Genomic DNA, 18,108 nt, shown 5'->3' on the forward strand with positions numbered 1-18,108 from the left:
GGTCCTCCTCGGCAGGGACGGGGTCGTCCGTCGCGGGCGACAGACTCGGGGCCGGTGGGGTGGGCGTCAATCGCGCGTCCGGCGTGGCGGACGCTTGTGACCGGATATCGGACGCAGGACGGCCGGGACGCCGGGCTTGACGAAAGGGCCCTGGAACGTCCCGGTCCGGTCACGGCTGTCACCGGACGGGCCCGGCGGTGCATCAGAGGTGTCCGGCAGGCCGTTTCCGCTTCTGGCATGGGCAGATCAGGACGTAGCGTCCCCGGCGAAGATCCACTCCATGAACGGGGGAACACGAAAGTGTTGAAGAAGTACGCGGCCAAGGCCGGTCTCGTGGTCGGCGCCGCCGCCCTGGTCGCCGGCGGACTGGGCGGCACGGCCAACGCCGCCGAGGGTGCCAACTATGTCGGATACGGCTACACCACCTCCGGCTCCGCCGTCTGGTGCGTGCAGCACCAGGTCAACAGCATCGCGGCCAAGGTGGGCCGGGCGCAGGTCGCCGAGGACGGCAAGTGGGGCCCGCGGACGGATGCCCAGGTGCGCTGGTACCAGAGCTGGGTCGGCCTCGACAGCGACGGCATCGTCGGTCCGCGGACCGGCGACTACCTGCTCGCCTACGGTGACCAGTACTACGGCGGCCTGAACGGTTACTGCACCTCCCTCATCCCGAGTGACTCCAGCCTCGGCGGCTTCTACGTCCACACCCGCCTGGACTGACAAAGCGAGGGACAGAGCGACGACCCGGCCGGTTGGGGACGGCCGGGTCGTCGGCGTGCCGGAACACCGCCGTCACGACCGTCACGACGCCTTCCGCCACACCGGCGTGAGCAGCGTCAGGTGCGCCGGGCCCGGGCGGCTCGGGCGCCGGGTGCGGGTGGCGGCGGGGCGGGCCGGCTGCCACGGGATGCCGCGGCGCTTGGCCGCGTACATGGCCTCGTCCGCGCCGCGCAGCAGGTCGGAGAGGCCGGCGCCGGGGTGGTCGGCCGTGCGGGACAGGCCGATGGAGGCGCGGGGCGCGAGGGTGACGGTGCCGGCGTCGAGCGGAGCCGACAGCCGGGCGGACAGACAGCGCATCTCGGCGTCGGGGTCGGCCTCCGGTGCCAGCCGTACCAGGGCGGTGAACTCGTCGCCGCCCAGGCGGGCGGCGAAGCCGCCGCGCTCCTTGCTCCAGGCGGCCAGGCGCCGGCCGACGGCGGCGATGACCCGGTCGCCGGCCTCGTGGCCGTGCGTGTCGTTGATCTGCTTGAAGCCGTTGAGGTCGAGCAGCAGCACGGCGGCGTGCGGATGCCGCAGCGCCCGCAGGGCGCGGGGGGTGAACTCCTCGCGCCGCATCAGCCCGGTGAGCCGGTCGGTGCGGGCGGCCCGCAGCCGGCGCAGGAGGACGAGCGCGTGGGCGGCCCAGCCGAGGGTGGGGAGAGCGACGGGCAGGGCCTGGGTTATGAGGTTCATCGGACACCTTCCTGTGCGGTCGTCGGTCGGTCGGTACGGGACCGGTGGGCACGGCCGCGCGGCGGTGTGAGGGAGGGGTGTTGCGAGTGATGGGTGAATTAAGTCGAGGGACTGCAGTGTCAGTTGGGGTACCTGCGGTCCCGATGGCAGCCGGGTCGCAGGTGACGGCGCGGCCGAGCGGCGGCCCGGTCGCGCCGTCGCGGGGCCTTCGGCCGTGAGCGGCCGACAGGGGCGGGCGGTGGACCGGGCCGTCATTGCTGGAGGTCCCCGTTTCCGGCGGCGCGGAGCCGGTCCGTCACCGTCGAAGTGAAGCGAAAAGACGTTTTTCGGGGGCAGTTGGGCCGAAACCTGTGGGCGATCCGGGGGAGTTCCGCCGACCGCGGGCCGGCGCTGCCGAAACGGTTCACCTCTTGGTGCGCATGGGACGAGAGCGGGCCGAGAGGGCGTCGGTGCGAGGCGTTTCCATGGGGTCAGTGTTTAGGTCGGGAATCTCATGCTTGCGAGGGAATGCGGAGAGTCGGTGGGTTCGGTGTGTATTCGGTGGGCAAGTCTGGAGTCGCGACGTCGACAAATCGCCGCAGCGGCCGGCCAACCGCTGGGCACGATCGAGTAGTTCGTTCGAATCGAGTAGTTCGTTCGAGCAGTTCCTTCTGGAGGAAGTGACATGGCAAGCACCCGCACTGCCGCCCGCATCTTCGCCGCCCTGACCGCCCTGCCGATGGCCGCCCTGCTCTTCGCCGGCGTCGCCACGGCCGACGACCACGGCCAGCTGGCCAACCGCGGTGCGAACGCGGCCGCCGCCGACATCGTGGGCAGCGGCGTCGGGGGGAGCAACCACGGCAACAGCACCACGACGCAGCAGCTCGCGACCGGTGCGGGCGCCACGGCACAGGCGAACACCGCCAGCATTCTCAGTCCCGGCCAGCACGGGCACAACGTGATCCAGCAGGAGAACATCAGGATCACCTTCACCAGAATGTGGTGAGCCCTGCGGCCCCCCGCGCCCCGGGGGTGACAGCAGGGTGACGTGGTGAGAGAGGACTGGGTCGGTACGAACCGCGCGGCGGCACTCCGGTGCCGCCGCGCGGCGTTGTGCCCGCCGTCCAGCCCTCACGCCATGCCTTGACAGTCCCCAAGACCTGACGGACAGTCAGAAGCCGTGAGCGACGACGACCTGTTCGCGCGCCTGCGGTCCTACGAAGGGTGTCCTGCCGGCTCCGGCACCGGCCGGTACCCGGTGAACACCACCATGATCGGACACTGGTGCGAGGTCATGGGCGACCCCGACCCGGCCCACGGCACCGGCCCCCACGAGCCCCCCGTCGCCCCGCCCGCCATGCTCCAGGCGTGGATCATGCCGGGCCCCGCCGGCGCCCCCGGCGGGGGCCCGCAGCGCTCGGCCGCGTACGACGAGCTGCTCGCCCTCCTCGACGCCGCCGGGTGCACGGCCGTCGTGGCCACCGACTGCGAGCAGGAGTACCTGCGGCCACTGCGCCCCGGCGACGTGATCACCTTCGACTCCGTGATCGAACAGATCTCGCCCCGCAAGACCACGAGCCTCGGCGCCGGCCACTTCGTCACCACCCGCACCGAGGTCCGCGCGAACGGCGAACCGGCCGCCACCCACCGCTTCCGCATCCTGAAGTACCGCCCGCAACGCCAGCAACCCCGCCGGCAACGCCAGCCACCCCCACAACACCAGCCACCCGCGCAACCCTCACAACACCCGCAAGCGACCGCGGACGCCCCCGACGCCTCCCGGCGCCCCCGCCCCGTCGTCAACCGCGACAACGCCGGCTTCTGGGAGGGCGTGGCCGAAAACCGGCTGCTCATCCAGCGCTGCACGGCCTGCGGTCGCCTGCGCTTCCCCTGGGGTCCCGGGTGCCCGGACTGCGGCTCGGACCGGTGGGAGGCGACGGAGGCGTCCGGCGCCGGCACGGTGCATTCGTACGTCGTCGTGCACCATCCCCCGCACCCGGCCTTCGCGCTGCCGTACGCCGTTGGCCTGGTGGAACTCGCCGAAGGGGTACGGATGATCGCCGACATCACCGGCGCCGGGCCCGCCGACCTGCGCATCGGCATGCCGGTCGAGCTGGAGTTCGCGCGGGCGTACGGGCCCGGGGACCCCCAGCAGCTGCCGTTCTTCCGCGTCCGCCGGCAGGAGGGTGCCCCGTGAGGCCCGGTGACGAGCTGCCGCCCCTCGTCGTCCCCGTCACCCGCACCCTGATCGTCGCGGGTGCGCTCGCCGGCCGGGACTTCAAGGACGTGCACCACGACGCCGAGGCCGCCCGCGCCGCGGGGGCGCCGGACATCTTCATGAACATCCTGACCACCCAGGGCCTGGTGGGCCGCTATCTCGCCGAGCGCCTCGGCCCCGGCGCCGTCCTGCGCCGCCTCGCGGTGCGCCTGGGCGTGCCCAACTATCCCGGTGACACCCTCACCTTGACCGGAATAATCACCTCCGGATGTGCCGACGAACCCACTGCCGACGAACGCACCGCCGACGTGACCTTCACGGGCACCAACAGCCTCGGCCGTCACGTCACCGGCACCGCCACCCTCGTCCTGCCCACCCTCGCCCTGCCCACCGTCGTCCTGCCCGCCCCCGGGGGCGCCCCGTGAGCCGCCGCGTCGCCATCGCCGGGATCGGCGCCACCGCCTTCACCAAGGACTCCGGCCGCAGCGAACTGGCCCTGGCCGCCGAGGCCGTGCGCGCCGCCCTCGCCGACGCCGGCCTCGCGGCGTCCGACGTCGACGGCCTGGTGACGTTCACCATGGACACCAGCCCCGAGATCGCCGTCGCCCAGGCCACCGGCATGGGGGAGCTGTCCTTCTTCTCCCGCGTCCACTACGGCGGCGGCGCCGCCTGCGCGACCGTGCTGCAGGCGGCCCTGGCCGTCGCCTCGGGCACGGCGGAAGTGGTCGTCTGCTACCGGGCGTTCAACGAGCGGTCCGGCCGCCGTTTCGGCGCCGGTCTCACGCAGCGTGCGCCCTCCACCGAGGGCGTGGCGCTGGGCTGGGGGATGCCGTACGGGCTGCTGACGCCGGCGTCCTGGGCGGCCGTGCAGGCGCGCCGCTACCTGCATGTCCACGGGCTGGAACCGGAGGTGTTCGGGCACGCCGCCGTCACCGCCCGCCGGCACGCGGCCCGCAATCCGGCGGCGTACTTCCACGGTCGGCCCCTGACCCTCGCCGAGCACGCCGCGTCCCGCTGGATCGTGGAGCCGCTGCGGCTGCTGGACTGCTGCCAGGAGACCGACGGCGGGCAGGCGCTCGTCGTCACCGGTCTCGAACGGGCGCGTGCGCTGCGGCATCCGCCCGCCGTCGTGCTCGCCGCCGCGCAGGGCGCGGCCCGCGGGCAGGAGCAGATGACGAACTTCTACCGCGCGGACATCACCGGCCTGCCCGAGTCGCGCGGGGTGGCCGAGCGGTTGTGGCGCACGAGCGGGTTGCGGCCGGCGGACGTCGACGCCGCCGTGCTGTACGACCACTTCACGCCCCATGTCCTCATGCAGCTGGAGGAGTTCGGGTTCTGCGGCCCGGGCGAGGGCGGTGCGTTCCTGGCGGCGGACGCGCTGCCGGTCAACACACACGGCGGCCAGCTCGGCGAGGCGTACCTGCACGGGATGAACGGCATTGCCGAGGGCGTACGGCTGTTGCGCGGCACGTCGGCGAACCAGGTGCCGGGTGCCGGACGCGTGCTCGTCACCGCAGGAAGCGGTGTTCCCACGTCGGGGCTCATTCTCGGCGCAGACGGATGAACGGCCGGGCGTGTCAGCGCGGGCCCGCCCCGCACGGCGCCCAGGCTCGCCGTTATGTACCGACGGAGAAAGATCATCGGATATCTCGTCGCCCTGTTGGCGGCAGTCGCCCAGGTGCCGGCCGCGGCCGCGCCGGGCGACGTCGTCCCGGACACCCGGCCCGTCGTCTACCGGGGCAAGGGCTTCGACACCTGCCAGGCGCCGCCGCTGACCACGCTCAGCGCCTGGGGGGAGACCTCCCCGTACGGGGCCGTCGGCGTCTACTACGCCGGGCGGGCCCGCGCCTGCCCGAACCAGCACTACCTCAGCCACCGCTGGCTCACCGGCGCCCGCGACCTGGGCTGGCGGGTGCTGCCGGTGTACGTCGGCTCGCAGTCGCCGTGCGCGCGGGCGACCAGCAAGCGGTACTACCCCATCGGCGACTACCCCGAGGACCAGGGCGTCGACGAGGGCCGCGACGCCGTGGACACCGCGGCCGACCTGGGCATCGCCCCCGGCAGCGCGCTCTACCTGGACATGGAGGCGTACGACTACAAGGACGAGGACTGCGGCGGCGCCACCTTGGACTTCATCCGCGCCTGGAGCGCCACGGTCGACCGCCACGGCTACATCCCCGGCCTCTACAGCAGCGCCGAGTCGGGCGTGCGGCACATGGTGCTGGCGCGCCGGGACGGGCTGGACGACCTGCCGGAGGTGCTGTGGTTCGCGCGCTGGAAGGTGCCGGCGTCCACCGATCACGAGCGCGTCCTGCCCTCGGGGGCCTGGCAGCCGCACCGCCGCATCCACCAGTACGCCGGGAACGTGAGCGAGACGTACGGTGGCCGGAAGCTGACCATCGACCGCAACGCGATCGACGCTCCCGTGGCGATCATCCACTGAAACGTTCAATCGCTGAAGCGTTCATCAGCCGAATCGGTTCCTCGTACTCTCGTACGAGTCCCCCGAGCTCCCTCCGATGCTCGTGCGAGCTCCTTCCGACCGCGCCTTACGTCGCTGTCTCCTCCCCCTCCAGGAGGTGGGGACACCCCCACCGCTACGACCTGAGGGTGACCGAGCTTCGGCACCTCCGGCCGATACGCCGGAGGCGCCCGCGCTCCTAGCGTTGAGGGCATGACAGTGACCTCGACGTCCGTGTGCACCAGCGCCTCCACCGCCGCCGTGTACCCGTCGTTCTCCTCCTACGTCCGGGCCCGCGGCCCGGTGCTGCAGCGCACCGCCCGTTCGCTGACCTCGAACCCGTGCGACGCCGAGGACCTGCTGCAGACGGCGCTCACCAAGACCTACCTGGCCTGGGACCGCATAGCCGACCACCGCGCCCTCGACGGCTACGTCCGCCGGGCGCTGGTGAACACCCGCACCTCGCAGTGGCGCAAGCGGCGCATCGACGAGTACCCCTGCGAGGAGCTGCCCGAGCGCGAGGCGACCGCGGCCGCGGACCCCGCCGAGCAGCAGGCGCTGCGCGACGCGATGTGGCGCGCGGTGCACCGGCTGCCGGACCGGCAGCGGGCCATGGTCGTCCTCAGGTATTACGAGGACATGACCGAGGTGCAGACCGCCGAGCTGCTCGGGGTCTCGGTGGGCACGGTCAAGAGCGCGGTCTCGCGGGCGCTGGGCAAGCTCCGCGAGGACCCGGAGCTGGCGTACGCCGCCTAGGCCGGACGACCGCGACGCGGGCCTTGTCAACGGAATGTGTCGGAGTCGTTGCTTCCGGCTAGTGACTTACCGCCGGACACCCCAGCAGAATCACCGGGAACTGCCCCTCGCGCGACGACGCGCGCACCAGTCGGGAGGCCCCGGTGCAGAGCACGATGCAGGACGTACCGCTCACGGTCACGCGGATCCTGGCCCACGGGTCGACGGTCCACGCCGGCGCGAAGGTCACGACCTGGACGGGTGACGGCGCACCGGAGCGGCGCACGTTCGCCGAGGTCGGACGCCGCGCCACGCGCCTGGCCCACGCCCTGCACGGCCTCGGCGTGCGCGAGGGCGAACCGGTGGGCACGCTCATGTGGAACAACGCGGACCACCTGGAGGCGTACCTCGCCATCCCCTCCATGGGCGCGGTCCTGCACACCCTCAACCTGCGGCTGCCCGCCGAGCAGCTCGCCTGGATCGTCCGGCACGCCGCCGATCGCGTCGTCATCGTCAGCGGTTCGCTGCTGCCGCTGCTCGCCCCCCTGCTGCCGCACCTGGAGTGCGTCGAGCACGTCGTCGTCTCCGGCCCCGGCGACATCTCCCTCCTGGCCGGCTGCCGGCCCCAGGTGCACGCGTACGAGGAGCTGATCGCCGGGCCCGCGGACGACGCCTACCCGTGGCCCGAGCTGGACGAACGGCAGGCCGCGGCGCTGTGCTACACCTCCGGCACGACCGGCGAGCCGAAGGGCGTGGTCTACAGCCACCGCTCGGTCTACCTGCACGCGATGGAGGTCAACGCGGCGGCGTCCTTCGGTCTGACGCCCGCCGAGGTGTGTCTTCCCGTGGTCCCGATGTTCCACGTCAACGCCTGGGGACTGCCGCACGCGGCCTTCATGGCCGGGTCGTCGCTGCTGATGCCGGACCGCTTCCTGCAGCCGGCCCCGCTCGCGGAGATGATCGAGGCCGAGCGGCCGACCGTGACGGCGGGCGTGCCCACCATCTGGCAGGGCCTGCTGGCCGAGCTCGTGGCCAAGCCGCGGGACGTCTCCTCGCTGCGCACCGTGATCAGCGGCGGTTCGGCGTGCCCGCCCTCGCTGATGAAGGACTTCGAGGACAAGCTCGGCCTCACGCTCGTGCAGGCCTGGGGCATGACCGAGACCTCCCCGCTCGGCACCGTCGCCTACCCGCCCGCCGGGCTGGACGCCGAGGCGGCCTGGCCCTACCGGATCACCCAGGGCCGGGTGCCGGCCTCCGTGGAGGCACGGCTGGTGGGACCGAGCGGCGAGGTGCTGCCCTGGGACGGCCGGTCGGCCGGTGAGCTGGAGGTCCGCGGCCCCTGGATCGCGGGCGCGTACCACGGGGGAGCGGACGGCGAACCGCAGCGCCCCGAGGACAAGTTCAGCCCCGACGGCTGGCTGCGCACCGGCGACGTCGGCACGATCACCCCCGACGGCTTCCTCACGCTCACCGACCGCGCCAAGGACGTGATCAAGTCCGGCGGCGAGTGGATCTCCTCCGTCGAGCTGGAGAACCACCTGATGGCCCACCCCGGGATCGCGGAGGCCGCCGTCATCGGCGTGCCGGACGAGAAGTGGGGCGAGCGGCCCCTGGCCGCCGTCGTCCTGCGCGACGGCACCCCCGCCGACTTCGAGGGCCTGCGCGCCTTCCTCGGCGACCGCGTCGCCCGCTGGCAGCTGCCGGAGCGGTGGACGACGGTGGCGGCGGTGCCGAAGACGTCGGTGGGCAAGTTCGACAAGAAGGTACTGCGCAAGCAGTACGCGGACGGGGAGCTGGTGGTGACGGTCCTGGGCGCTGCCCGCAGCTGACATCGATCACTCGATGCGCGAACGCCGGACGGGCCCGAGGAGCCCGTCCGGCGTTCGCGGACGGCGCGCGGCCGTCAGCCCCGTACGCGCCGTTCCGCCAGCGCGCCGCCGACCCAGCCGACGGTCACCCACACCGCCGCGATCGCGCACACGCCCGCCCAGCCCCACCGGCCGAAGGCCGGCCCGGCCAGCGCCGACGCCGCCGCGCCACCGATGAACGCGGCGACGACGTACGCGGTGTTGGCCACCGCCGGCCGTTCCGTGGCGCCCAGCGCCCGGGTCTGGTTGGCGACCTGACCTGCCATCAGCCCGGCGTGGATGAGCACCGCCCCCGCGCACAGCGCGGCCATCATGTGCGCGCCGAGGAGGAACAGCGGCACGGCCAGCGCGCTCGCCCCGTACGCGACCGCGACGACCCGGCGCGGCCCGAAGCGGTCGACGAGGGTGCCGGAGACGGGCGCGACGGCGGTGGAGACGAGACCGAAGAGGCCGAAGAGGCCGGCCGTGCCGAGCGAGACGCGGTACGGGCCGGACGCGTCGGTCAGCAGCAGCGTCAGCGAGGTCCACAGGGCGCTCCAGGACCCGAACAGCCCGGCCTGGCGCAGGCACGCGGCACGCAGCTGCGGCGAGGAGAGGACGAGACCGGGCAGCGCGGCGATGCCCCGGAAGGGGTTGCCGGAGCGGCGCGGGCGGGTCTCCGCCGGCAGCATGAGGGCGGTGAGCAGGCCGACCGCCACGGTCAGCGCCGCGGCCCCCCAGAACACCGCCCGCCAGCCGAACGCCTGGCCCGCCAGGCCGCCGACCACCCGGGCCGCGACGATGCCCGTGAACAGGCCGGCCACCACGGCGGCCACGTGCCGCGCGCGCCGCTCGGCGGGGGCGCGCTCGGCGACGAGCGGGACGAGCAGCTGCGGCACGACCGTCGCGGCGCAGGAGACGAGGATCGCGGCGGCGAGCGCCGGCAGCCCGGGCGCGAGGGCGGCGGCGACCAGGGCCGCGCCGGCCACGGCGGACAGCCCGCCGACGAGCCGCCGCCGGTCGGCCGTGTCGCCCAGCGGGGCGAAGAGCAGCAGGCCGACGGCGTAGCCGAGCTGGGCCACGGAGGCGATCCAGCCGGCCGCCTCCGGGGTGGTGCCGAAGTCGGTGGCGATGAGGCGCAGCAGCGGTGCGGCGAGGTAGATGTTCGCCGCGGTGACGGCCGTGCACAGCGCGATGACGGCGAGCAGCGTGCCGGAGCGGCGGTCCGGGCGGACGGGCGCGGACGGCGTCGTCCCCCTCGGCGTGGCGGTGACCGGGGTGGTGGTCGGCATTGGGCGGGCGCTCCCCCTGAGACTTAACCAACTGGTTGGTTGTGACGGTCGACATGAATGTGGCAGGCACGTACGAGGGCTGTCAACCAAATAGTTGGTTACTCTGTTCCCATGGCAGGAGTCAGGGATCCCGAGGCCACCAAGGCCCGCATCTTCGAAGCGGCCACCGCCGAGTTCGCCGCTTTCGGCATCGCCGGCGCCCGCATCGACCGCATCGCCCGCGAGGCGCGGGCGAACAAGCAGCTGATCTACGCCTACTTCGGCAACAAGGCCGAACTCTTCGCCCAGGTACTCGAAAAGCGCCTGATCGAACTCGCCGCCGCCAACCCCGTCGACGCCGAGGACCCCGAGGGCTGGATCGACCGGCTCATGGAGTACCACGCCGCCCACCCCGAGCTCATCAGGCTCGTCTTCTGGGAGGGCCTGGAGTACGGCACCGGCGGCATCCCGCACGAGGCCGAGCGCCGCCGCCACTACGACGGCAAGATCGCCGCCTTCGCCGAGGCCCAGGCCAAGGGCGTCATCGACGACCGGATCCCGCCCGCCGACCTGCTGTTCATGATGATCGCCCTCGCCTCCTGGCCGACCGTGCAACCGCAGATGCGCCGCATCATCGTCGGCGAACGCGACGAGGACGTCGAGCGCCTGCGCGCCTCCGTCCGGACGGCGGCCCGCCGCATCACGAGCGGTACGAGCGGCTAGACGCGTCCGGCGCCCCGCGCCCCTGACGGGGCGCTGCACCCGCCGGCGGTCAGTTGGTGCCGATCTTCGCCAGCAGGTCGACGATCCGTCCCTGCACGTCCGCACTCGTCGAGCGCTCGGCCAGGAACAGCACCGTCTCGCCCGACGCCAGCCGCGGCAACTGCGAAGGATCGATGTCGGCCGAGGTGTACACCACCAGCGGCGTACGGCCCAGGACGCCGTTGCCGCGCAGCCAGTCCACGATGCCGGCGCGCCGGCGGCGCACCTGCATCAGGTCCATCACCACCAGGTTCGGCCGGGTCTGCCCCGCGAGCTGTACGGCCTCCGAATCCGTCGCCCCGCACACCACGTGCATGCCGCGCCGCTCCAGCGTCGCCGTCAACGCATTCGCGATCGGCTCGTGCTCCTCGATCAGCAGCACCCGCGGCGGATGCATCTCGCTGTCCCGCGGCGCCAGCGCCTTCAGCAGAACGGCCGGATCGGCACCGTAGGCGGCCTCCCGCGTCGCATGCCCCAGACCCGCCGTCACCAGCACCGGCACCTCCGCCGCCGTCGCCGCCTCCCGCAGCGACTGCAGCGCCGTCCGGGTGATCGGACCGGTCAGCGGATCGACGAACAGCGCAGCCGGATACGCGGCCTTCTGCTCCTCCACCTCCTCGCGCGAATGCACGATCACCGGACGGTAGCCGCGCTCCGTCAGCGCCTTCTCCGTCGCCTCGTCCGGCGCCGGCCACACCAGCAGGCGGCGCGGGTTGTCCAGCGGCTCCGGCGGCAGCTCGTCGTCCATCGGCGGCCGCACCGCCTCCACGACCTCGACCGCACCGTCCGGACCGTCCAACGGCTCCGGGCCCTCGGCGCCCTCGTCCGGCGCCCCGACCGCGAACGCCTTGCCCTCCGGCGAACCCAGCGGCTGCGGCCGCACCGGCGCCGCCGCGACAGCCGCCTGGGCCTGCGCCTCACGGTCGCCCTCGGCCGGGTTCGCCAGCCGGCGACGCCGGCCCGAACCGGCCGTGGGCGTCCCCGCCGCCGGCGTGTCACCCGCACCCGGGCCCTGACCCAGCGTCCGCACACTGATCGGCCGCGCCGCGGGCGCCGCCGCCGGTGCCGGCGCACCGGGCTCCTCCGCGAGCGCCCGCCGCGCCCGGCGCCGCCCCGTGGGCTGCGCCGGCGGCACGGACGCCCCCGCGAGGTCGTACAACTCCGCCGGGTCGCCGTCGGCCGGCGGCATGGCGAACGCGGTGCGCTCCACCGCGGTTTCGGCCGTCGCCTGCCCGGGAATCTGCGCCTCCGGCACGGCCTCGGCCAGCGCCCGCCGCGCCCGCCGACCCGTCGGCGCCTCCGCCGCCTCCACGGCCTCCGGCGCCGCATCCCGCCGCGCCCGCCGCCCGGTGGGCGCGGACTGCGCCGGCACGAGACCGCTGCCGCCCTGCTCGTCCTCCACCTCGGCCCGCGCCGGCCCCCGCCGCCGCCCCGTGGGCCGTGCGCCGGTGGCGCCGAATGCCTCGTGGTCCGTGGGACCGCTCTCCGGGCCGGGCGCGCCGTCGGCGCCGAAGGCGCCCTGGTCGGCAGGGCCGTTGCCCTGATCGGCCGGCGCGGCCGTGTCGTCGGCGGCGGGCGGGTCGCCCGCCGCGGCGCCGGGCAGCGCAATGGGGCCCTCGAAGCCGCCGTGCCGGTCGTCCCCGCCCGGGGCGTCGCCCCCGCTGCGCCGCCGACCGCGACCGGGCGCGGGCGCGGTCGCCTCGCCGGCCGGACCGATGCCGTCGCCCGCGGGGTTCCCGGGAACGGGGAAGCCGTTGGGGTTGCCCACCGGGCCGCCGTCCGCGGGGCCGTTGCCGTGCCGGCCGGCACCCGGGGCCGGGCCGCCGCCCGGCGCGCCCGCGCCCTCGCCGGGGGTGGGGCCGGGCACGGGGAAGCCGTTGGGGTTGCCCGCCGCGCGGGGTGCCGGGCCTGCGCCGTCACCGGCCGGGACCGGGAAGCCGTTCGGTCCACCGGCCGCGCCGGGACCCTGGCCCGCGCCGTCGTCCGCCGGCACGGGGAAGCCGTTCGGGTTGCCCGCCGCGCGGGATGCCGGGCCTGCGCCGTCACCGGCCGGCACGGGGAAGCCATGGGGGCCGCCGACCGCGCCGGCACCCGGCCGCGCGCTGTCGCCCGCCGGCATGGGGAAGCCGTTCGGGTTGCCCGCCGCACCGCGGCCCTGGCCCGCGTCATTACCCGCGGGAACGGGGAAGCCGTTCGGACCGCCGGCCGTGGGACCCGCCGGGCCGGCGTTGCCACCCGCGGGGTCCGCGGGAACGGGGAAGCCGTTGCCGTGCCGGCCGGCGCCCGGGGCCGGGCCGCCGTTCGGTGCGCCCGCGCCCTCGCCGGGGGTGGGGCCGGGCATGGGGAAGCCGTTCGGGTTTCCCGCCGCGCGGCGGCTCGGGCCTGCGTCGTCACTCGCCGGCACGGGGAAGCCGTTGGGTCCGCCGGCCACACCGGCACCCGGCCCCGCGCCGTCGCCCGCCGGAACCGGGAAGCCGTCCGGGCCCCCCGTCGCCCCGCGGCCTTGGCCCGCGTCGCTACCCGCAGGCCCTGCGGGAACGGGGAAACCGTTCGTGCCCGCCGCGTCGTTGCCCGCCGGAACGGGGAAGCCGTTGGGGCCACCGGCCGCACCGCGGCCCTGGCCCTTGCCGTCACCCGCCGGCCCCGCCGGCATGGGGAAGCCGTTCCCGCCGCCGGCCGCGCCGGCACCCGGCCCCGTGCCGTCGCCTGCCGGGGCCGGGAAGCCGTCCGGGCCCCCCGCCGCCCCGCGGCCCTGGCCCGCGCCATCGCCCACCGGCCCCGCCGGCATGGGGAAGCCGTTCCCGCCGCCGGCCGCGCCGGCACCCGGCCCTGCGCCGTCGCCTGCCGGGGCCGGGAAGCCGTCCGGGCCCCCCGTCGCCCCGCGGCCTTGGCCCGCGTCGCTACCCGCAGGCCCTGCGGGAGCCGGGAAACCGTTCGCGCCCGAAGCGCCGTCGCCCGCCGGAACGGGGAAGCCGTTGGGCCCACCGGCCGCGCCGGCACCCGACCGTGCGCCGTCGCCCGCGGGAACGGGGAAACCGTTCGGGTCACCCGCCGCACCACGGCCGTGGCCCGCGCTGTCGCCCGCCGGGGCCGGGAAGCCGCCCGGGCCCCCCGCTTCCCCCCGGCCATGGCCCGCACCGCCGCCCGCCGGTCCCGCCGGAGCCGGGAAACCGTTCGTGCCCGCCGTGCCATCGCCCGCCGGTCCCGCCGGCACGGGGAAGCCGCCCGGCCCCCCCGCCGCGCCGCGGCCGTGGGCCGCACCGCCGCCCGCCGGGCGGGGCGCCGTGCCGCCGGCCGCGCCGGCACCCGGCGCCGTGCCGTCGCCGCCCGCCGGGCTCGGGAAGCCACCCGCACTCGGCGCCTCCGGCGCCGCCCCCTTCGCGGTGCCCCCGGGCGCCGGGTCCGGCGCCTCCGGCGCCGACGGCGCCGTGCCGCGGCCCCGCTGCGTCGGCAGCGGCATGACCGTCGTCAGATTCTCCGTGTCGGGGCCGCGCCGGTCCGCCGGGGGCGGGACGGGGCCCGCCTCGGCGGACAGCGGTACTTCGAGGACGTAGGCGCGGCCGCCCGCCGCGCCCGGTACGTCGTGGGTCTGCAGGACGCCGCCGTGCCGGCGGACGATGCCGCGGACGAGGGGGCCGTGGACGGGGTCGCCGCCGGGGTGCGGGCCGCGGACCTCGATGCGGACGACGTCGCCGCGCTGGGCGGCGGCGACGACGATCGTGGAGTCGCCGGTGCGGACGGCGCCGGGTGCGGCCGCGCCGGTGGCGTCGACGCCGGCGACGTCGGCGATGAGGTGGGCGAGTGCCTGGGCGAACCGCGTGGGGTCGATCTCGGCCTCGATGGCGGGCGCGTGCACCGCGAACTGTGCGCGGCCGGGGCCGATGAGGTCGACGGCGCCTTCGACGCCGGCGGAGACGACGTCGTCGAGGGAGACCTTTTCGCGGTCGAGGTCGTCCTGACCGGCGTCGAGTCGCTGGTAGGCGAGGACGTTGTCGACGAGGGTGGCCATGCGGCCGTAGCCGGCGGCGAGGTGGTGGAGGATCTGGTTGGCCTCGGGCCACAGCTGGCCGGCGGGGTCGTCGGCGAGGGTGCCGAGTTCGGCGCGGAGTTGGTCGAGGGGGCCGCGCAGGGAGGATTCGACGAGGCCGAGCAGCTGCTGGTGGCGGGCGGCGAGGGCGTCGTAGGGGCGCCGGTCGGTGAAGGTCATGACGGCGCCGACGAGCTGTTCGCCGTCGCGCACGGGTGCGGTGGTGAGGTCGACGGGGACGGCCCGGCCGTCCTTGGCCCACAGGACCTGGCCGCGCACCCGGTGCTTGCGCCCGGAGCGCAGGGTGTCGGCGATGGGCGATTCCTCGTAGGGGAAGGGCGTGCCGTCGGGGCGGGAGTGGTGGATGAGGGGGTGCAGTTCGCGGCCGCCGAGGTCGCTGGCGCGGTAGCCGAGGATCTGGGCGGCGGAGGGGTTGACGAGGACGACCTTGCCGGCGGTGTCGACGCCGACGACGCCTTCGGCGGCGGCGCGCAGGATCATCTCGGTCTGGCGCTGCTGGCGGGCGAGTTCGGCTTCGGTGTCGAGGGTGCCGGTGAGGTCGCGGACGACGAGCATGAGGAGTTCGTCGTCGTAGGAGCCGTTGGGTTCGGCGTAGGGGGTGCGGCCGTCCTCGAGGTTGGCGCTGGTGACCTCGACGGGGAACTGGGTGCCGTCGGTGCGCCGGGCGATCATGCGGGTGGGCTTGGTGCGTCCGCCGTCGGCTTCGGCGCGCGGGGGGCGCAGGCCGCCGGGGATGCGCCGGGAGTCGAACTCGGGGAGGAGGTCGAGCAGGCCGCGTCCGACGAGTCCGGTGCCGGGCACCTCGAAGGTCTCGAGGGCGATGTGGTTGGCGTTGACGACCGTGCCGTTGCAGTTGACGAGCAGCAGGGCGTCCGGCAGCGCGTCGAGTATGGCTGCGAGGCGAGCAGCGCCTCGGGATGGCCTGCTGCTCACGACGACGCTTCCTCCCTGGTTACCGCTGCTTGCCGACCGCTCGGGGCGGGTTCGTACCGCTTCGTACCGCGCCCGGGCATGTCATCGAGGGGAAGTCTACGGGCTGCCGTGGCGGGCGCTACTGCGGATGACGGGTGTGATGACGGGTGTGCCGAGGGGGTCCGGGGGACCCCTCAGGAGCGTTGCGGGCAGGCCGGACATGCCCCTCGTGTCCGCCTTCGGGGGGACGTCGGGGTCACTTCCGGAATGTTTGCGCGGAGGTTTTCTTCGGCAAGCCCTTCGAGTCCCCGAACAGAAGGGAGAACCGGTTCCAGCGGGCGATCTCGCAGCCGTTGGTGCGCTTGAACTCGGTGTCGACCGGCCGCCCGGCCCAGGTGCCGGTGACGCGGGCGTGCTCCGTGCCGCCGTACATCATCGTGCACATCTCGCCCGCGGGTACGGGGGCGAAGGGGTCCTTGCCCCAGGTCGTCTGGCCGTCGAGCTGGTCGCAGGCCTCGCGGGCGTGCGGGTGGGTGCCGCCGGCGGGGTGGCAGTACAGCTCGTAGCGCGCGCCGTGCCGGACGCCGTCGGCGACGGTGATCGTCAGGTGGTCCTCGCGGTCGAGTCCGGCCGGCGGGAGCGGGGCGGCGGTGGCGCCGGGGGCGGCGAGGAGGGCGGGGGCCAGGGCCGGGAGGAGCGCGGCGGTGCGGACCAGGCGGCGGAGGGGGCGGAGCGACATGGGCGTACTCCTGGGGTGCGGGCGACGGCGGGGCCGGGCGGCCGGAACCCCGGTCGGACCCCTCACCCGCACTAACGCCCCGGAGCGCCCCGCGTTGCGCGCCGCGAACGCCTTTGCCCAGGACACCCGTCGCCCGGTACCGTAGGGGTGCGATTGGTGGCGGGCCGCAAGGCTGTGTCATCATCTGCACGCGACATCCGTGTACGCGCGGGTGAGCTGGAGGCGTCGCCTAGTCCGGTCTATGGCGCCGCACTGCTAATGCGGTTTGGGCCTTAAAGCCCATCGAGGGTTCAAATCCCTCCGCCTCCGCAGCACACGGGAAAGCCCCGGTCGTCGATTCGACGGCCGGGGCTTTTTCGATCACCTGGGGCGTGTTTTCGCAGGTCAGGTGGGGTGCGGGCAATGGATTTCGTCTGGCGGCGAGGTTCATGTAATGTTGTTCCCGCAACGCCGACCGGCCGGGAAAACCGCCGGGAAGCCAAGCGCTCGTAGCTTAACGGATAGAGCACTTGACTACGGATCAAGAGGTTGCAGGTTCGAATCCTGCCGAGCGCACAGCCGAGTAGTCGGTCCCCGGTTTCCGGGTCCGTCTTCTCGACCGTCGCGGGGTGGAGCAGCTCGGTAGCTCGCTGGGCTCATAACCCAGAGGTCGCAGGTTCAAATCCTGTCCCCGCTACTGTGACCACAGGGCCGGTACGTTCTCGTACCGGCCCTGTGGCGTTTTCACAGGAGCCACGGCTGCCGCGCCGGCCGATTCTCAGAAGATTCACAGAGTGCCGCAAGGCCCCTCTCACCCGGCGCTCCGACCATCGGCGGTATGACCACCGCCTCGCCCACCGGGCGCACCCAGTTGCTGCACCACGACGGATCCCCCGTGCGCGTCCTGGTCGTCGTCGACGAGCCGGCGCTCACCGAACTGCTCTGCCTCGCCCTGCGCTACGAGGGCTGGCGCGTGCGGTCGGCCCCTGCCGGCGCGGCGGCCGGGGCGGCGGCGGAGTTCCGGCCGGACGCCGTCGTCCTGGACGTGGCCCTCGCCGGCGCGGACGCGCAGGAGCTGCCGGCCCGGCTGCGCCGTGAACGGCCCGGTCTGCCGGTGCTGTTCCTGACGCCGAAGGATCCGGGTGGCGAGCGCTTCGCCGGGTTGACCGCGGGCGGCGACGACCGGGTGGCCAAGCCGTTCGGCATGGAGGAGGTCATGGCCCGGCTGCGCGGGCTGCTGCGCCGTTCGCCCTCGCCGGCCCCCCGTGGCCGGGCGGTGCTGGTGGTGGGGGATCTGGTGCTGGACGAGGACAGTCGCGAGGTCTTCCGCGGCGGCCGGGAGATCCGCCTGACCGCGACCGAGTTCGAGCTGCTGCGCTTCCTGATGCGCAATCCGCGGCGGGTGCTGAGCAAGCCGCAGATCCTCGACCGGGTGTGGTCGTACGAGTTCGGCGGCCGGGCCAACGTCGTCGAGCTCTACATCTCCTACCTGCGCCGCAAGATCGAGGCCGATGCCCCGCCGATGATCCACACCCGCCGCGGCGCGGGCTACCTCATCAAGCCCGCGGAGCCCGCCGAGCCCGCGGAGCCCGCCGGGTCCGCTGTGTCCGCCGCCCCGACGAGGCCCATGGCCAGGCCCGTGGCGGGACCCGTCAAAAAAGCGCTGTACAGCGTATAGCGTCGTCTTGTACGGTGTACGAGCAATCGC

At 74.5% G+C, this 18,108-nt stretch carries 14 protein-coding genes and 3 tRNA genes; 13 read left to right on the forward strand and 4 right to left on the reverse strand.

The window, feature by feature from the left end; all coding sequences use genetic code 11:
• Window positions 1–300 precede the first annotated feature (300 nt).
• Window positions 301–717: a peptidoglycan-binding domain-containing protein gene (locus tag AC27L3_RS08965; protein WP_487233449.1), complete on the forward strand. Its 417-nt coding sequence runs from the start codon at window positions 301–303 to the stop codon at window positions 715–717.
• An 81-nt stretch (window positions 718–798) separates the two neighbouring features.
• Here the strand turns inward: AC27L3_RS08965 and AC27L3_RS08970 are convergent, their stop codons facing one another.
• Entirely contained in the window at window positions 799–1,449 is a 651-nt protein-coding gene (locus AC27L3_RS08970) for a GGDEF domain-containing protein (protein ID WP_487233450.1), read from the reverse strand.
• 664 nt (window positions 1,450–2,113) lie between these two features.
• Here AC27L3_RS08970 and AC27L3_RS08975 point away from each other — a divergent pair.
• The 7 genes from AC27L3_RS08975 to AC27L3_RS09005 all read left to right on the forward strand — a co-directional run bounded on the left by AC27L3_RS08975 (window position 2,114) and on the right by AC27L3_RS09005 (window position 8,671).
• Window positions 2,114–2,434 (forward strand): hypothetical protein, encoded by a 321-nt coding sequence (locus AC27L3_RS08975; protein WP_365965094.1) that lies wholly within the window; start codon window positions 2,114–2,116, stop codon window positions 2,432–2,434.
• Between the two features lie 174 nt (window positions 2,435–2,608).
• Window positions 2,609–3,625, forward strand: a complete 1,017-nt coding sequence (locus tag AC27L3_RS08980; protein ID WP_487233451.1) for a bifunctional MaoC family dehydratase N-terminal/OB-fold nucleic acid binding domain-containing protein — start codon at window positions 2,609–2,611, stop codon at window positions 3,623–3,625.
• Window positions 3,622–4,071: a hotdog family protein gene (locus AC27L3_RS08985; RefSeq protein ID WP_487233452.1), complete on the forward strand. Its 450-nt coding sequence runs from the start codon at window positions 3,622–3,624 to the stop codon at window positions 4,069–4,071. The genes AC27L3_RS08980 and AC27L3_RS08985 overlap by 4 nt, the downstream gene beginning before the upstream one ends.
• Window positions 4,068–5,210 carry a lipid-transfer protein gene (locus AC27L3_RS08990; RefSeq protein ID WP_487233453.1) on the forward strand — a complete coding sequence of 381 codons (1,143 nt, stop codon included), beginning with the start codon at window positions 4,068–4,070 and terminating at the stop codon, window positions 5,208–5,210. The genes AC27L3_RS08985 and AC27L3_RS08990 overlap by 4 nt, the downstream gene beginning before the upstream one ends.
• Before the next feature lie 54 nt (window positions 5,211–5,264).
• Window positions 5,265–6,089, forward strand: coding sequence for a DUF1906 domain-containing protein (locus AC27L3_RS08995; RefSeq protein WP_487233454.1), 825 nt, complete (start codon window positions 5,265–5,267; stop codon window positions 6,087–6,089).
• 231 nt (window positions 6,090–6,320) lie between these two features.
• The gene (locus AC27L3_RS09000) at window positions 6,321–6,863 is read left to right on the forward strand and encodes a SigE family RNA polymerase sigma factor (RefSeq protein ID WP_344433140.1); all 543 of its coding nucleotides are present in this window, start codon (window positions 6,321–6,323) and stop codon (window positions 6,861–6,863) included.
• Between the two features lie 143 nt (window positions 6,864–7,006).
• Window positions 7,007–8,671, forward strand: coding sequence for a long-chain fatty acid--CoA ligase (locus AC27L3_RS09005; RefSeq protein ID WP_487233455.1), 1,665 nt, complete (start codon window positions 7,007–7,009; stop codon window positions 8,669–8,671).
• 74 nt (window positions 8,672–8,745) lie between these two features.
• Here the strand turns inward: AC27L3_RS09005 and AC27L3_RS09010 are convergent, their stop codons facing one another.
• Window positions 8,746–9,981 carry an MFS transporter gene (locus tag AC27L3_RS09010; RefSeq protein WP_487233456.1) on the reverse strand — a complete coding sequence of 412 codons (1,236 nt, stop codon included), beginning with the start codon at window positions 9,979–9,981 and terminating at the stop codon, window positions 8,746–8,748.
• A gap of 111 nt (window positions 9,982–10,092) precedes the next feature.
• Between AC27L3_RS09010 and AC27L3_RS09015 the strand changes: the two genes are divergently transcribed.
• On the forward strand, window positions 10,093–10,683 hold the full coding sequence (locus tag AC27L3_RS09015; protein WP_487233457.1) for a TetR/AcrR family transcriptional regulator: 591 nt from the start codon (window positions 10,093–10,095) through the stop codon (window positions 10,681–10,683).
• Window positions 10,684–10,732: 49 nt separating this feature from the next.
• On the opposite strand, the gene AC27L3_RS09020 is transcribed toward AC27L3_RS09015, so the two are convergent.
• The gene (locus AC27L3_RS09020) at window positions 10,733–15,703 is read right to left on the reverse strand and encodes a PAS domain-containing protein (protein ID WP_487233458.1); all 4,971 of its coding nucleotides are present in this window, start codon (window positions 15,701–15,703) and stop codon (window positions 10,733–10,735) included.
• 235 nt (window positions 15,704–15,938) lie between these two features.
• The gene (locus AC27L3_RS09025; RefSeq protein WP_487233459.1) at window positions 15,939–16,421 is read right to left on the reverse strand and encodes an SSI family serine proteinase inhibitor; all 483 of its coding nucleotides are present in this window, start codon (window positions 16,419–16,421) and stop codon (window positions 15,939–15,941) included.
• A 218-nt stretch (window positions 16,422–16,639) separates the two neighbouring features.
• Here AC27L3_RS09025 and AC27L3_RS09030 point away from each other — a divergent pair.
• The 4 genes from AC27L3_RS09030 (at window position 16,640) to AC27L3_RS09045 (ending at window position 18,078) form a co-directional block, all read left to right on the forward strand.
• Window positions 16,640–16,730 (forward strand) — tRNA-Ser (locus tag AC27L3_RS09030).
• Window positions 16,731–16,903: 173 nt separating this feature from the next.
• Window positions 16,904–16,976, forward strand: a tRNA-Arg gene (locus AC27L3_RS09035).
• Between the two features lie 47 nt (window positions 16,977–17,023).
• A tRNA-Met gene (locus tag AC27L3_RS09040) sits at window positions 17,024–17,097 on the forward strand.
• Window positions 17,098–17,238: 141 nt separating this feature from the next.
• The gene (locus AC27L3_RS09045; protein WP_487233460.1) at window positions 17,239–18,078 is read left to right on the forward strand and encodes a response regulator transcription factor; all 840 of its coding nucleotides are present in this window, start codon (window positions 17,239–17,241) and stop codon (window positions 18,076–18,078) included.
• Window positions 18,079–18,108 lie beyond the last annotated feature (30 nt).

This window comes from Streptomyces sp. PKA51 (assembly GCF_057552455.1).